Origin of the sequence: Streptomyces sp. NPDC096339, from assembly GCF_044762985.1 — a bacterium.
GTDB lineage: Bacteria > Actinomycetota > Actinomycetes > Streptomycetales > Streptomycetaceae > Streptomyces.
On the sequence record NZ_JBIWFI010000014.1, the window covers coordinates 131,994 to 146,235 of the forward strand.

Sequence of the window (14,242 nt, forward strand, 5' to 3'; positions counted from 1 at the left end):
ACAGGCCCCGCGCAGCGGCTACTCCGGCGCTCCGTCCGCCACCGACCGCGGCCGGACCGGCCCTCCGGCATTCGGTGCCGGCGGCGCAGACCCGTTCACGACCCCGGGCGGGGTCGCAACGTCCGTCCTGGGGGCGGGTGCCGCGTTCTCCGCGCCCGCAACGGATGCCACGTCCTCCGGGCCGGCGGCCGGTGGCCCGGCGGCCAGGGAGGGCGGTGAATCCGTGGTCTCCGACGGCGTCGCCGCAGGCGGGGCCGCGCGTTCGAGGAAGCGGAGGAGTTCCACCGGGAAGGGGAGGACCAGGGTGGAGTTCTTCTCCGCCGCCACCGCCACCACCGTCTGCAGCAGCCGCAACTGCAGCGCCGCCGGCTGGTCCGACATCACCCCCGCCGCCTCGGCGAGCTTGTGCGAGGCCTGGAGCTCCGCGTCCGCGTTGATCACGCGCGCCCGCCGCTCCCGGTCCGCCTCCGCCTGCCGGGCCATCGACCGCTTCATCGTCTCCGGCAGGGACACGTCCTTGATCTCGACCCGGTCGATCTGCACGCCCCAGCCCACCGCCGGACTGTCGATCATCAGCTCCAGGCCCTGGTTGAGCATCTCCCGGTTGGAGAGCAGGTCGTCCAGGTCGGACTTGCCGATGATCGACCTCAGCGAGGTCTGCGCCATCTGCGAGACGGCGAAGCGGTAGTCCTCCACGGCCACGATCGCGTTGGCCGGGTCGACGACCTTGAAGTACACGACCGCGTCCACCCGGACCGTCACGTTGTCCCGGGTGATGCCCTCCTGCGCCGGCACGGGGAGGGTCACGATCTGCATGTTCACCTTCCGCATGCGGTCGATCCCGGGAACGATCGCCGCGAAACCGGGCGGCCGTATCTCATCGCGCAGCCGGCCGAAGCGGAAGACCACGCCCCGCTCGTACTGCTTCACCACCCGGGCCGCCGCGCCCATGTAGACCACGATGCCCACACCGGCGGCGATCGCCGCCGTCAGCAGCTGTTCGACCATGACGGCCCCCTGCTGGACCTGCGGCATGCCGCATACCGGACATGCCTACCTATCCACGGTATGCCCTACAACCAGGCCGCGAACTCCAACAGCTGCTCCGCGTCCCGGTGCCGCCCGGCGGCCAGCGCGCGGTTGCCCGACTCCACCGCCCGGAACAGCGTCCAGCCCCGCAGCCGGTCCCGGTCCACCTCCAGGGCGTCCGCCAGCCGCTGCACCCGCCGGCGGGCTCCCGCCGCACCCGTGGAGGAGGCGACCTGGTCCTCCAGCCGGTCCCGGGCCAGCCGCGCCAGGTCGTACGCCCGCTCACCGACCAGCGGCTCGGGACCCACCGTCAGCCACGGCGCCCGGTCGCCCGCCAGGACCTTGCCCTGCCGGAAGTTGCCGTGCAGCAGCAGCTCCTCCGGGGGGAAGGCGACGAGTTCCTCGCGCACCGCCAGCGCGGTGTCGGCCAGCGCCCGGACCTCCGGCGGGGCCGCCCGCAGCGCCTCGGACTGCCGTTTCGTACGGGTCGCCACCGACTCGAACGCGTGCCCGGCCGGCGGGGCCACCCACAGCCTGCGCAGGGTGCCGCCGGCCTCCAGCAGCGCCTTCGCCTCGGGCAGCGACCGCAGCGAGACCTCCGCGTGCAGCCGCTCCAGCAGCAGCGCCCCGTCCTCCTCGTGGTACCGCGTGTCGAGCACCCGTACGGCCCCGAAGCCGCCCCAATGCGCCAGCGCGGCCAGCTCCAGGTCGGGACGGGCGTACGGGGGCGCCATCTTCAGTGCGGCCGGGGTCCCGTCGGAGTACCGGACGAGGACGACCAGACTGCTCCGGCCGCCCGGAGCCTGCACCCGCTGGGCCTGCAGCCCGCGCCGGGACAGCGCGACCGCGGTGAGCCCGGGCAGCTGCCCCAGCCACTTCGCGTCCTGCTCCGTCTGCGGCATCTCGCCGAGCGCCCTCACAAGCCGCTGCGGCGGTTCGAAAGCCATGCGTGCGTGGTCCCTTTCAGCTTTGCTTGGCTCGATCCGATCGTTCCGGGAGCCCAGGGAAGGCTACGCCGACACCGCGCCAGCGTGCCGCGCGCACGGCCGCGGCGCTCAGCGCGTCGGCCGCCGCGCGGCGCAGCGGGCCCTGCGCGGCCCGCACCAGATCGGAGTATGCGCCGGCCACCCGGTCCTCGATCTCCGCGGCCAGCCGCTCGGCGTCGGCGGGGGTGCGCACCTCGAAGGGCAGCGCGTACGCGGCCTCCGCCGCCCGGGGCGTGCCGCCCAGCTCCCGCACGGTGCGGGTGAGCACGTCGCGCTGGGCGAGGTGGCCGCCGTAGGCCTCCCGGGCCTGGGTCGCGCGGGCGCCGGTGGTGCGCGCGCCGATGACGCCGTAGCCGTACGCCGCCGCGTGCTCGGCGGCGAGGGCGGCCTGGGCGGCCGGCAGGGGGTTCCCGTCGGGGGAGGGTCCGTTGCTCACGACGCGGCTCCGGGGTTCGAGGTCAGCAGGTGGGCGTGGACGGCTCCGCAGGCGGCCACCGAGGCGAGCAGTCGCGCCAGCTCCCCGGGGGCTCCGGCGAGGTCGATGGTGCGCGCCTCGGACAGCTTGCGCTCGGCGTCCGCGAGGGCGGTCAGAGCCTCGGCGGGCTTCGGCGGCACCGGCTCGGCGCTCCCCGTGGGCGCGGCGGCCCCCACGGCACCGGACGGGGAGGCGGGGCCGGGGGAGCGGGAGCCCGCGGCGGCCGGGGCGAGGGCCGCCGCGTGCGCGGCGACGGCAGCGCGCAGCGGAGCGAGCTGCCCGTCCAGGGCGGGGTGGGCCGCGCGCGTGGCGTCGTAACGTTCCAGCAGCCGCTCGCTGTCACGAACGGCCGCCTCCCGCATCCGCCGTTCGAGTGGAATCCGCGCTTCCTCCTCGGGAGAGGGGCCGCCGGAGCACCCGGTGAGCAGCGCGGCGCCCGCCGCACCGGCGGCGCCGGCGAGCAGGCTCCTTCGCGAGGGCCTGAAAGGCATGGTCCAGGGCACGGGGACGTCCTCGGGGGTGATGGGCGGGGCAGGGTGTGATCACGGTACCCGGGGCCCTGTCCACAGGGCGGACGGCAACACCCTCCGCGACCGGATACCCTTTGACCTGACGCACGACGGAAACCACAACAGCACACGCGGCCGAGGAGTCACCCGGATGAGCACCACCCAGAGCGACAGGCTGCGCGGACTGCTGGAGCCGCTCGTCGCCGCCAAGGGCCTGGACCTCGAGGAGATCGAGATGTCCAAGGCGGGCAAGCGCCGGATGCTGCGGATCATCGTGGATTCCGACGAGGGCGTGGAGCTGGACGCGTGCGCCGAGCTGAGCCGTGAGGTCTCCGACAAGCTCGACGAATCCGATGTGATGGGCGAGGACGAGTACGTCCTCGAAGTGAGCTCGCCGGGCGCGGACCGCCCGCTGACCGAGCACCGTCACTACGTCCGGGCGATCGACCGCCTCGTGAAGTTCCAGCTCGCCGAGGGCGGGGAACTGATCGCCCGCATCCTCGACGTGGACGACGAGGGAATGGACCTCGAGGTCCCGGGCGTGAAGGGCCGCAAGGCGACCGCCCGCCGCATTGCTTTCACCGACATCGCCAAGGCGCGTGTCGAGATCGAGTTCAACCGCAAGGACAAGAAGGAAGAGGAGGCGTAGCCGTGGACATCGACATGAGTGCCCTGCGGGGTCTGGTCCGGGAGAAGGAGATCTCCTTCGACCTGCTCGTCGAGGCGATCGAGTCGGCCCTCCTCATCGCGTACCACCGGACCGAGGGGAGCTTCCGCCGCGCCCGCGTCGTGCTGGACCGCACCAACGGTCACGTGGTCGTGTGGGCGACGGAAGACCCGAGGGACCTCGAAGAGGGGCAGGAGCCGAAGGAGTTCGACGACACCCCGTCGGACTTCGGCCGGATCGCCGCGACGACCGCCAAGCAGGTGATCCTGCAGCGTCTGCGCGACGCCGAGGACGACCTGACCTTCGGCGAGTTCGCCGGCCGCGAGGGCGACGTCATCACCGGCGTCGTGCAGCAGGGCAAGGACCCCAAGAACGTCCTCGTCGACATCGGCAAGCTGGAGGCCATCCTGCCGGTGCAGGAGCAGGTCCCCGGCGAGGAGTACACGCACGGTCTGCGCCTGAAGGCGTACGTCGTGCGGGTGGCGAAGGGCGTCCGCGGTCCGTCCGTGACCCTCTCGCGCACCCACCCCAACCTGGTGAAGAAGCTCTTCTCGCTGGAGGTCCCGGAGATCGCCGACGGCAGCGTCGAGATCTCGGCGATCGCCCGCGAGGCCGGTCACCGCACCAAGATCGCCGTGCGTTCCACCCGCTCGGGCCTGAACCCGAAGGGCGCCTGCATCGGCCCGATGGGCAGCCGCGTGCGCAACGTGATGGCCGAGCTGCACGGCGAGAAGATCGACATCGTCGACTGGTCGGACGACCCGGCGGAGATGGTCGCGAACGCGCTGTCACCCGCCCGGGTGAGCAAGGTCGAGGTCGTCGACTGGGACTCCCGCTCCGCCCGGGTGACCGTGCCCGACTACCAGCTGTCGCTGGCCATCGGCAAGGAGGGGCAGAACGCCCGCCTCGCCGCCCGCCTCACCGGCTGGCGCATCGACATCCGTCCGGACACCGAGCCGGACCGGGACGCGGACCGCGACCGGGACGGCAGCGGGGAATAAACCGGTACCCGCCGGGGCTTCCCGGACGGTAGACAGGGAATAACACGACAACGTCCGTTCGATTTTTCGCCTGAAGGGGTGAGGTCGGTACGGGGAGGTAGACTTAGGCGTGTCTGGCCGGACGCAAGCCCGCGCATGCCCCGAACGCACCTGTGTGGGGTGTCGGGAGCGAGCGGCCAAGAGCGATCTGCTGCGCATCGTGGCGATCGGAGACGAATGCGTCCCCGATCATCGCGGTACGCTGCCCGGCCGGGGTGCCTACGTGCACCCGGTCGTGGTCTGCCTCGACCAGGCGGTCCGCCGCCGCGCGTTCCCCCGGGCCCTCCGGTCCGCCGGGGCGCTCGACACGGCGGAGCTGCGCAAAGCCATGGCCGTTGAGGCCGTGGTCACACCGTAAGAAGTAGTACGGCACGGAGCCCCGTGCGGTCAGGTACCTCGCGAGTTGGAAGTAGGTCGAGATTGCGATGAGCACTCGATGAGTACGCGATGAGTACGCCCATGAAGTAGCGACGGTCCGGCGTAACCCGGACCTAAAAGGAGCGAAGTGGCTAAGGTCCGGGTATACGAACTCGCAAAGGAGTTCGGAGTTGAGAGCAAGGTCGTCATGGCCAAGCTCCAGGAACTCGGTGAGTTCGTCCGTTCGGCGTCCTCGACGATCGAGGCGCCGGTTGTGCGCAAGTTGACCGACGCACTGCAGGGCCCCGGCGGCAACGCCGGCAAGTCCGCTGCGAAGCCGGGTGCGCCCCGCAAGGCTGCCCCCGCCAAGCCCGGGGCTCCGACTCCGGGTCCCGCCCGTCCCGCTGCGCCGAAGCCCGGCGCACCGGCCCCCAAGCCGGTCGTCGCGGAGGCTCCGGCCCCCGCAGCGCCCGCACCGGTGACTCCGGCCGCCCCCGGCCCGCGTCCCGGCCCGAAGGCTCCGGCCGCCCCGAAGCCCGCTCCGGCGGCTCCCGTGGCGACCGAGTTCTCCGCGCCTCCGGCGGCCCCGGCCGCCCCGGCGCGTCCCGCCGCGGCTCCCGGTCCCCGTCCGACGCAGCAGCGTCCGGCCGCCCCGGGTCAGTCCGGTGCCCGTCCCGGCGCCCCGCGCCCGGCCGGTGCCACCCCCGGCGCCCAGGCTCCCCGCCCCGCGGGCGGCGCCCAGGCCCCGCGCCCCGGCGGCGCCCGTCCGGCCGGTCCCCGTCCGGGCAACAACCCCTTCACCTCCGGTGGCTCCACCGGCATGGCGCGCCCGCAGGCGCCCCGTCCGGCCGGTGCCCCGCGTCCCGGTGCCCCCGGCGCCGGTGGCGGCCAGGGTGCCCCCCGTCCGCAGGCCGGTCCCGGTGGCGCTCCGCGTCCGCAGGGTCCCGGCGGCGCCCGTCCGACCCCGGGCGGCATGCCCCGTCCGCAGGGTGGCGCCCCGCGTCCCGGTGGTGCTCCCGGCGGTAACCGTCCGAACCCGGGCATGATGCCGCAGCGTCCCGCTGCCGGTGGTCCCGGTCCCCGTCCCGGCGGCGGCCCCGGTGGCCGTGGTCCCGGTGCCGGTGGCCCGCGTCCCGGTGGCGCCGGTCGTCCCGGTGGCGGCGGCTTCGCCGGTCGTCCGGCCGGTCCGGGCTCGCGTCCCGCGGGCGGCGGCTTCGGCGGTCCGCGTCCGGGTGGCGGCGGCTTCGGCGGCGGCCCGGCCGGTGCCGGTGGCGGCGGTCGTCCCGGCTTCGGTGGTCGTCCCGGCGGTCCCGGTGCCCGTGGTGGCACGCAGGGTGCCTTCGGCCGTCCCGGCGGGCCCGCCCGTCGCGGTCGCAAGTCGAAGCGTCAGAGGCGCCAGGAGTACGAGGCCATGCAGGCCCCGTCCGTCGGCGGCGTGATGCTGCCGCGCGGTGGCGGCGAGACCGTGCGCCTGTCGCGCGGTGCCTCCCTCACCGACTTCGCGGAGAAGATCAACGCCAACCCGGCGTCGCTCGTCGCCGTGATGATGAACCTCGGCGAGATGGTCACTGCCACGCAGTCCGTCTCCGACGAGACCCTCCAGCTCCTCGCCGACGAGATGAACTACACCGTTCAGATCGTCAGCCCGGAGGAGGAGGACCGCGAGCTCCTCGAGGGCTTCGACATCGAGTTCGGCGAGGACGAGGGCGGCGAGGAATTCCTCATGCCGCGTCCGCCGGTCGTGACCGTCATGGGTCACGTCGACCACGGTAAGACCCGACTGCTCGACGCCATCCGCAAGACGAACGTCGTCGCGGGCGAGGCCGGCGGCATCACGCAGCACATCGGTGCGTACCAGGTCAGCGCTCTGGTCAACGACGAAGACCGCAAGATCACCTTCATCGACACCCCGGGTCACGAGGCGTTCACCGCCATGCGTGCCCGCGGTGCCAAGTCGACCGACATCGCGATCCTCGTGGTCGCGGCCAACGACGGCGTCATGCCGCAGACGATCGAGGCGCTCAACCACGCCAAGGCCGCCGGCGTCCCGATCGTCGTCGCGGTCAACAAGATCGACGTCGAGGGTGCCGACCCGGTCAAGGTGCGCGGTCAGCTCACCGAGTTCGGTCTGGTCGCCGAGGAGTACGGCGGCGACACGATGTTCGTCGACATCTCCGCCAAGCAGGGTCTGCACATCGACTCCCTGCTCGAGGCCGTCGTCCTCACCGCCGACGCCTCGCTCGACCTCCGCGCCAACCCGGAGCAGGACGCTCAGGGTATTGCGATCGAGTCCCACCTCGACCGCGGCCGCGGTGCCGTCGCCACCGTCCTCGTCCAGCGCGGTACCCTCCGCGTCGGCGACACGATGGTCGTGGGCGACGCCTACGGCCGAGTGCGCGCCATGCTCGACGACAAGGGCAACAACGTCGAGGAAGCGGGTCCGTCGACCCCCGTCCTGGTCCTGGGTCTCACCAACGTCCCCGGCGCCGGCGACAACTTCCTCGTCGTCGACGAGGACCGCACCGCCCGTCAGATCGCCGAGAAGCGTGCTGCGCGTGAGCGCAACGCCAACTTCGCCAAGCGCGTCCGCCGGGTGTCCCTGGAAGACCTCGACTCGGTCCTCAAGGCCGGTCTGGTCCAGGAACTCAACCTCATCATCAAGGGCGACGCGTCCGGTGCGGTCGAGGCCCTCGAGTCCTCGCTGCTCCAGCTCGACGTCGGCGAAGAGGTCGACATCCGCGTCCTGCACCGCGGTGTGGGTGCGGTCACCGAGTCCGACATCTCGCTGGCGATGGGCTCCGACGCCATCGTCATCGGTTACAACGTCCGTGCGGCCGGTCGTGCCGCGCAGATGGCGGACCGCGAGGGCGTCGACGTTCGCTACTACTCGGTGATCTACCAGGCCATCGAGGAGATCGAGGCGGCCCTGAAGGGTCTCCTCAAGCCCGAGTACGAAGAGGTCGAGCTCGGTACGGCGGAGGTCCGCGAGGTCTTCCGTTCGTCCAAGCTGGGCAACATCGCCGGTGTCCTCATCCGGTCGGGCGAGGTCAAGCGCAACACCAAGGCGCGGCTCCTGCGCGATGGCAAGGTCATCGCCGAGAACCTCACCATCTCCGGTCTGCGCCGCTTCAAGGACGACGTCACCGAGATTCGCGAAGGCTTCGAGGGCGGTATCAACCTCGGCAGCTACAACGACATCAAGATCGACGACGTCATCGCGACGTACGAGATGCGCGAGAAGCCCCGCGCGTAAGCGCCAGGCGGTTTGACACCGGGGCCGGTCGACGGAATATCCGTCGATCGGCCCCGGCCGTTGCGTGTACGGTTCTGGTGACCCTGCCGAGCGACGGCCGGCAGGCCACCGAACCCGCACCGGCGGGATATCCGGAACTGCATGTACGTGGGGACTCTGTCCTTCGATCTGCTCCTCGGCGACGTCCACTCGCTCAAGGAGAAGCGCTCCGTGGTCCGGCCCATCGTGGCCGAGCTCCAACGAAAGTTCTCCGTGAGCGCGGCCGAAGTGGGCGACCAGGACCTGCACCGCAGGACCCGCATAGGGGTCGCTCTGGTGAGTGGGGACGCGGGTTTCCTCTCGGACGTACTGGACCGCTGCGAGCGGCTGGTCGCGGCGCGTCCGGAAGTGGAGCTGCTGTCCGTACGACGGCGCCTCCACGGTGATGAAGACTGATAGCAAGACATAAGAAGGAGACGGACCAGTGGCCGACAATGCGCGGGCGAAGAAGCTGGCGGACCTCATCCGGGAGGTGGTGGCCGAGAAGCTGCAGCGCGGCGTCAAGGACCCCCGCCTCGGTACGCACGTGACCATCACGGACACCCGGGTCACCGGCGATCTGCGGGAGGCCACGGTCTTCTACACGGTCTACGGCGACGACGAGGACCGGGCCAGCGCGGCAGCGGGCCTGGAGAGCGCCAAGGGCGTACTGCGCTCCGCGGTCGGCCGGGCGGCGGGCACCAAGTTCACGCCCACCCTGACCTTCGTCGCGGACGCCCTCCCGGAGACCGCCAAGACCATCGAGGACCTCCTCGACAAGGCGCGCGCCTCCGACGCCCAGGTGCGCGAGGTCTCCTCCGGTGCCCAGTACGCCGGCGACGCCGACCCGTACAAGAAGCCGGGCGACGACGAGGACGCAGCCGCCGAATGAGCAACGCACAAAAGACGCCGGACGGCCTTGTCATCGTCGACAAGCCGTCCGGCTTCACTTCGCACGACGTGGTCGCCAAGATGCGCGGGATGGCCAAGACCCGCCGCGTCGGCCACGCAGGCACGCTCGACCCGATGGCGACGGGCGTCCTCGTCCTCGGTGTCGAGAAGGCCACCAAGCTCCTCGGCCACCTCGCGCTCACCGAGAAGGAGTACCTCGGCACGATCCGTCTGGGCCAGAACACCCTGACGGACGACGCCGAAGGCGAGATCACCTCCTCCGCGGACGCCTCCGGGGTCACCCGGGACGCCGTGGACGCGGGCATCGCCAAGCTCACGGGCGAGATCATGCAGGTCCCGTCCAAGGTCAGCGCCATCAAGATCAAGGGCGTGCGGTCCTACAAGCGCGCCCGCGACGGAGAGGACTTCGAGATCCCGGCCCGGCCGGTCACGATCTCCTCCTTCCAGGTGTACGACATGCGCGAAGCCGAGGCCGAGGACGGCACCAAGGTCTTCGACCTCGTCGTCTCCGTCGTCTGCTCCAGCGGTACGTACATCCGCGCCCTGGCCCGGGACCTCGGCGCCGACCTCGGCGTCGGCGGTCACCTGACCGCGCTGCGGCGCACGCGCGTCGGCCCGTACAAGCTCGACCGGGCGCGGACGCTGGACCAGCTCCAGGAGGAGCTGACCGTCATGCCGATCGGCGAGGCGGCAGCCGCGGCCTTCCCGCGCTGGGACCTGGACGCACGGCGGGCCTCCCTGCTCGCCAACGGCGTGCGGATCGAGATGCCGGACGCCTACGCGGCCGGCCAGACGGTCGCGGTCTTCGGACCGGAGGGAACACTGCTCGGTCTCGTGGAGAGCAAGGGCGGCAAGGCCAAGTCCCTCGCGGTCTTCGTCTGACGCGGAGCGGTGAGCGTTTGACGTGGAGCGGTGAGCGCCGATCATCCGACGCTCACCGCTCCACGACCCCCCTCGGGTAGGTCTCTATCCACCCGGACGCCGCTATTCACCCGTCCGAGCAGGCGCTCGGAGTGAATGGAGGGAGCGTAAGGGGGCGCTTTCGCCTCGCGTGCTTTTCGTGCTGATCTTCACCTGCCTACCGTTCGTGAGAACGGGGAGTTGCGGGGGAGTGCCATGGCTGAGCTCGTCACCATCTGCGATCCGGCCGGGCGGCCGCGCGGCAGCGGGTTCGTCGCCGACGACCGGGGCACGGTGGTCACCAGCCATGAGGCCGTCGACGGGCTGACCAGGGTCCTGCTGAGGGGACCGGCCGGGCGGAGCTGCCTGGCCGAGGTCACCGTCCTGGCGGGGGCCGAGGTGGCGCTCGTACGGACGGACGGGCTCGGCGTACGGCCGCTGCCGGTGGCGACGCGCGAGGTGATCCCGCAGGGGGCGTACGTACGGGTGCCGGCGCGCGGCTGGCGACAGGCACGGGTACTGGGGTCGAACGCCCTGGTGGTGGACCTGGCGATCGGCACCGACGGACGGGACGCCCTGAGCATGGGCGGGGAGGCCTGCGGGGGCCCCGTCATCGACGCGGAGACCGGAGCGGTGCTGGCCGTCCTGTCGGGCGGCGGCGCGGTGGCACTCCGCGCGGCGGCCGCGGCCGACCCCGGCCTGGCCGAGCTGCTGGACCGCAACGCGGCGACGGTACCGGCCTACGGGGCGGACCTGAACCTGGCCGGAGCCCTGGAACTGACCGGCACCACCCTGGGCTGCGCCTTGGACGACTTCGAGTCGGCGCCCGTCGACCGACCGGCCGTCGCAGCCGACCTGGACGCCTTCACGGCGGCCGACGCACTGGTCCTGGCCTTGATCGGACACCCGGGCACGGGCCGCACCACGGCCCTGGCCGCCCTCGCCGCCCGCCGCTCCCGAGGCTCCCACCCGTCCCCGACGCTCTGGCTCCGAGGCGCGGACCTCCAGGCCCAGGACACCTCCCTGGCCACGGCCCTCACCCGTGCGCTGACCATGGCGTCCCGCATCATCGCGGCGCCCGGCTCCGACGGGGACGGGGGTGTGCCGGGGCGTCCCCGCAGGGCTCCGAACACAACCACCCTCCACACATCCGGCCCCTGGAAAGGTTCGGAGCCCGAGGAGACGCCCCGGTGCGGCCCCGGCGGAACCCCCGCCCCCGCCGGAGCGGCGCAGCCGGTTGGCTACGGCGGGGCCTCTGACGCGGCCTGGGCGGCGCGGTTTCCCGGCGTTGCAGGGGCTGAGGTCCCGGCCTGGGCGGCGCAGTCTCCCGGCCCCGGCGGGGTCTCGGGTCCGGCCCGGGCGGCGCAGCCATCCGGGGTCCCCGGCTTCGGCGGAGCGGGAGCCCCCGACCCCGCCCGGGCGGCGCGGCCACCCGGTATCGCCGAGGGCGTGGCGCGGGCCGCGGCGGCCGCGGGGCGCGGGCTGCTCGTCGTGCTCGACGCACCCGAGGAGATGCCGCCCGAACTCGCGCACCGCCTCGCCCCCTGGACCGAAGCCACCGCCGCCTGGCTGCGCGCGACCGGAACCCGCCTCGTGGTCGCGGCACGGCCCGAGTACTGGGAGCGGGCCGGCGCGCTCTACCCGCCCGGGGTACTGCACACCCCCGCCCGCCCGGCCCGTCGGCTGCCGCCCGCCCTCCCGCTCGGCGACCTCGCCCCCGCCGAGGCCGAGGCCGCCCGGGCCCGTCTCGGCATCCCCGCCGACGCGGTCCGGGAGGCCGATGCCCGCCACCCCCTCACGCTGGCCCTCCTCGCCGGCGTCCGTGCCGCCGAGGTGACCGCCGGGCGGCCCGGCCGTGACGAGGTCTTCGGCGCCCACCTGGACCTGGTGGCCCTGCGGGCGGCCGTCCGGATCGCCGCCGAGGCAGGCGGCCCGCCCGGCCGCGGCGCCGTCCACGGCCCCGGGGTCCGGCGGCTCGCGGCCCGTGTGGCCGGCCGGGTGCACGAGGCCGCCCGCCGCTGCCTGGGGCCCGGGCAGGGACAGCTGGACCGGGCCTCGTTCGAGGAGCTGTTCCCGTGGCGCACCGGCTGGGCCTCCGCCGTGCTCACCGAGGGGCTGCTCGTGCCCGCGGGACCCGGCTACCGCTTCGCCCACGAGGAGTTGTCGGACTGGCTCCAGGCCTGCCACCTGGACGTCCCGGCGGCCCTGCGCGCGCTCGTCCACGAGCCCACCGGTTCGGGCCTGCCCGTGCCCCGCCACCGCATCGGCCCGGTCCTGGAGGCCCTGCGCAGACTCCCCCCGGAGCGGCTCCGCACCGAGCTCACCCGCCTGGTCCAAGCCCTGAACACCTTCGCGGAGCCCCCGCCCGGGGCGGCCGGGGTCCCGGGGGTTGTGCCGGTGCCGGGGCCGCGCCGGGGCGCCTCCTCGGGCGTCGAACGTTTCCAGGGAGCGGACAAGTTCGGCGTGGTTGCATTCGACTCCCTGCGGGGACGCCCCGGCACACCCCCGACCCCGTCGGAACCGGGCGGTGGGCCGACCGGGACCGACCCCGCCTGGTGGGCCGCCGGCCTGCTGCGGGAGACCCTGCTGCGGGCCGCCGACGCCCAACCGCACCTCCCCGTCCTGCACGCCCTCGCCGAGCACGTCGCCCGCGCCGGGCCCGGCGAGTTCGGAGGGTGGTTCTGGAACCGGCTGCGGCTGCCCGAGCCCGAGCGGCTCGACCTGCTGCGCCGCCTGCTGCCCGCCGACCCCGCCGAGGCGCTCCCCGGCGACCGCTACCTCGACGCCGCCGCCCGTCGCCTCGCCCGCGACCCGCAGACGGTGCAGCCGCTGCTCTGCGCCTGGTTCGGCGACGGCCGCCGCCTGCGCGGCCGACCCGGCGCCACGGTCGCCGGCGCGGCGCAGGCCCTGCTGCACACCCACCGCCGGCTCGCCCTCGACGACCTCACCGAGCAGCTCGTCGCCGCCGCGCACCCCCGCGGCGACGAGCTGCTCGCCGTACTCGCCGAGGAGGAGCCCTCCGCCATGTGCCGGGCCGTGGACCGCTGGGCCCACGACGAACGGCCCGGGCGAAGGGTCGCGGCCGCCGCGTACGGGCTCGCCACCGCCCCCCACGTCCGCACCCCCGCCGACCGCGAACTGCTGCGCTACGCCGCCCAGGCGTTGCTCGCCCGCCCCGGCGACGCCGCCCTCCACGGCAGCGCGCTGGCCACCCTGCTCCGTGACCCGCAGACCCGCGGCAGCTACCTCCCCGACGCCCTCGCCTGCTTCCGCGACCCCGAGCACGGCACCCGGCTGCCCGCCTCCGCCCTGGTCGCGGCCCTGCCCGTGCTGCCCGACCCGGACGCGGTGTTCGCCGCCCTGCGGGCCCGGGCCGACGGGGAGGTGGTGCGGGCCCTGGCCGCACTGACCACGCCGGGGCTCGCCCGCCGCGCCGCCGAGCTCGTACGGGAGCACCTGGCGCGCCGCCCCGAGGACGCACCGCACGCCGCCGCCTTCGTGGGCCTGCGCCTGGAGCAGGGCCCAGCGGCCGGGCCCGTCGTACGCCCGCTCGTGCTGGACCTCCTGCGCGGCGCCCCGGCCGGGGTGCGGGCCGAGCTGGCCGTCGTACTGGCCGCGCCGGGCGGGGAGGAGCCCGCTTGCGCGCTGCGGCGCGAGCTGGCCGACGTACTGCTGCGCGAGGAGACCGACCCGCTGGTGCTCGACGCCTTCCTCGGCTCCCTCGCGGCCGGGGCCGCCACCCGCCCGGAGGACCGTACGAGGGAGTTGCTGCGCCGCACGGGGCGGCAGCTGCTGCGGGCCCCCGGAGGGGCGGCGGTGTTCGAGCGCAGGACGGTGGAGCTGGCCCGGACCTCACCGGTGTTCGGGGCGCTCGTCGCCCGCTGGCTGGCCCAGGCCGGCGCGGAGGCGGCGGCGCTGCTGGGGCCGAGCGCGCGGCGGACGGTGGAGACCCTCAGCATGGCCGCGCAGGATGTGACGTGACGATCTGACACGGCAGTTGTCGCACTCAGACGCCGATGCTGGGCACCGGGCGGCGGCATGGCAGTCTTAGACCTGCAATCGGCATTCAAATACAAGGCCTAAACGGGTTCGGGCG

General features: G+C 73.7%; 12 protein-coding genes. 8 read left to right on the forward strand and 4 right to left on the reverse strand.

Translation table 11 applies throughout. The annotated features are described in order from the left end of the window. Positions 1-18: 18 nt before the first annotated feature. From ACIQ5Y_RS20045 to ACIQ5Y_RS20060, 4 genes are all read right to left on the reverse strand, one after another. Positions 19-1,008 (reverse strand): SPFH domain-containing protein, encoded by a 990-nt coding sequence (locus ACIQ5Y_RS20045; protein WP_403881853.1) that lies wholly within the window; start codon positions 1,006-1,008, stop codon positions 19-21. A 65-nt stretch (positions 1,009-1,073) separates the two neighbouring features. Beyond that, positions 1,074-1,976 (reverse strand): aminoglycoside phosphotransferase family protein, encoded by a 903-nt coding sequence (locus ACIQ5Y_RS20050; RefSeq protein ID WP_403881767.1) that lies wholly within the window; start codon positions 1,974-1,976, stop codon positions 1,074-1,076. A gap of 16 nt (positions 1,977-1,992) precedes the next feature. Continuing rightward, on the reverse strand, positions 1,993-2,451 hold the full coding sequence (locus tag ACIQ5Y_RS20055; RefSeq protein WP_403881769.1) for a ferritin-like domain-containing protein: 459 nt from the start codon (positions 2,449-2,451) through the stop codon (positions 1,993-1,995). Further along, positions 2,448-2,993, reverse strand: coding sequence for a hypothetical protein (locus ACIQ5Y_RS20060; protein ID WP_403881772.1), 546 nt, complete (start codon positions 2,991-2,993; stop codon positions 2,448-2,450). The genes ACIQ5Y_RS20055 and ACIQ5Y_RS20060 overlap by 4 nt, the downstream gene beginning before the upstream one ends. Before the next feature lie 157 nt (positions 2,994-3,150). Between ACIQ5Y_RS20060 and rimP the strand changes: the two genes are divergently transcribed. The 8 genes from rimP (at position 3,151) to ACIQ5Y_RS20100 (ending at position 14,127) form a co-directional block, all read left to right on the forward strand. Then, complete coding sequence (rimP, locus tag ACIQ5Y_RS20065) at positions 3,151-3,648, forward strand: ribosome maturation factor RimP (RefSeq protein WP_384586915.1); 498 nt, start codon at positions 3,151-3,153, stop codon at positions 3,646-3,648. 2 nt (positions 3,649-3,650) lie between these two features. Next, positions 3,651-4,667 (forward strand): transcription termination factor NusA, encoded by a 1,017-nt coding sequence (gene nusA / locus ACIQ5Y_RS20070; RefSeq protein ID WP_403881775.1) that lies wholly within the window; start codon positions 3,651-3,653, stop codon positions 4,665-4,667. A gap of 109 nt (positions 4,668-4,776) precedes the next feature. Then, entirely contained in the window at positions 4,777-5,064 is a 288-nt protein-coding gene (locus tag ACIQ5Y_RS20075; protein WP_403881778.1) for a YlxR family protein, read from the forward strand. 147 nt (positions 5,065-5,211) lie between these two features. Next, positions 5,212-8,316 carry a translation initiation factor IF-2 gene (gene infB, locus ACIQ5Y_RS20080; RefSeq protein WP_403881781.1) on the forward strand — a complete coding sequence of 1,035 codons (3,105 nt, stop codon included), beginning with the start codon at positions 5,212-5,214 and terminating at the stop codon, positions 8,314-8,316. A gap of 141 nt (positions 8,317-8,457) precedes the next feature. Beyond that, complete coding sequence (locus ACIQ5Y_RS20085) at positions 8,458-8,751, forward strand: DUF503 domain-containing protein (protein WP_037928515.1); 294 nt, start codon at positions 8,458-8,460, stop codon at positions 8,749-8,751. A gap of 28 nt (positions 8,752-8,779) precedes the next feature. After that, entirely contained in the window at positions 8,780-9,226 is a 447-nt protein-coding gene (gene rbfA, locus ACIQ5Y_RS20090; RefSeq protein ID WP_384748910.1) for a 30S ribosome-binding factor RbfA, read from the forward strand. Further along, a complete protein-coding gene (gene truB / locus ACIQ5Y_RS20095; protein ID WP_403881785.1) occupies positions 9,223-10,128 on the forward strand; it encodes a tRNA pseudouridine(55) synthase TruB in 906 nt (301 codons plus the stop codon). The genes rbfA and truB overlap by 4 nt, the downstream gene beginning before the upstream one ends. 234 nt (positions 10,129-10,362) lie before the next feature. Next, positions 10,363-14,127: a serine protease gene (locus tag ACIQ5Y_RS20100; protein ID WP_403881788.1), complete on the forward strand. Its 3,765-nt coding sequence runs from the start codon at positions 10,363-10,365 to the stop codon at positions 14,125-14,127. Positions 14,128-14,242 lie beyond the last annotated feature (115 nt).

Bases quoted from the DNA above. Each gene is read 5' to 3' on its own strand.
- ACIQ5Y_RS20045 (WP_403881853.1), bottom strand. From the start codon at position 1,008: ATGGTCGAACAGCTGCTGACGGCGGCGATCGCCGCCGGTGTGGGCATC.
- ACIQ5Y_RS20050 (WP_403881767.1), bottom strand. From the start codon at position 1,976: ATGGCTTTCGAACCGCCGCAGCGGCTTGTGAGGGCGCTCGGCGAGATG.
- rimP (WP_384586915.1), top strand. From the start codon at position 3,151: ATGAGCACCACCCAGAGCGACAGGCTGCGCGGACTGCTGGAGCCGCTC.
- ACIQ5Y_RS20085 (WP_037928515.1), top strand. From the start codon at position 8,458: ATGTACGTGGGGACTCTGTCCTTCGATCTGCTCCTCGGCGACGTCCAC.
- truB (WP_403881785.1), top strand. From the start codon at position 9,223: ATGAGCAACGCACAAAAGACGCCGGACGGCCTTGTCATCGTCGACAAG.
- ACIQ5Y_RS20100 (WP_403881788.1), top strand. From the start codon at position 10,363: ATGGCTGAGCTCGTCACCATCTGCGATCCGGCCGGGCGGCCGCGCGGC.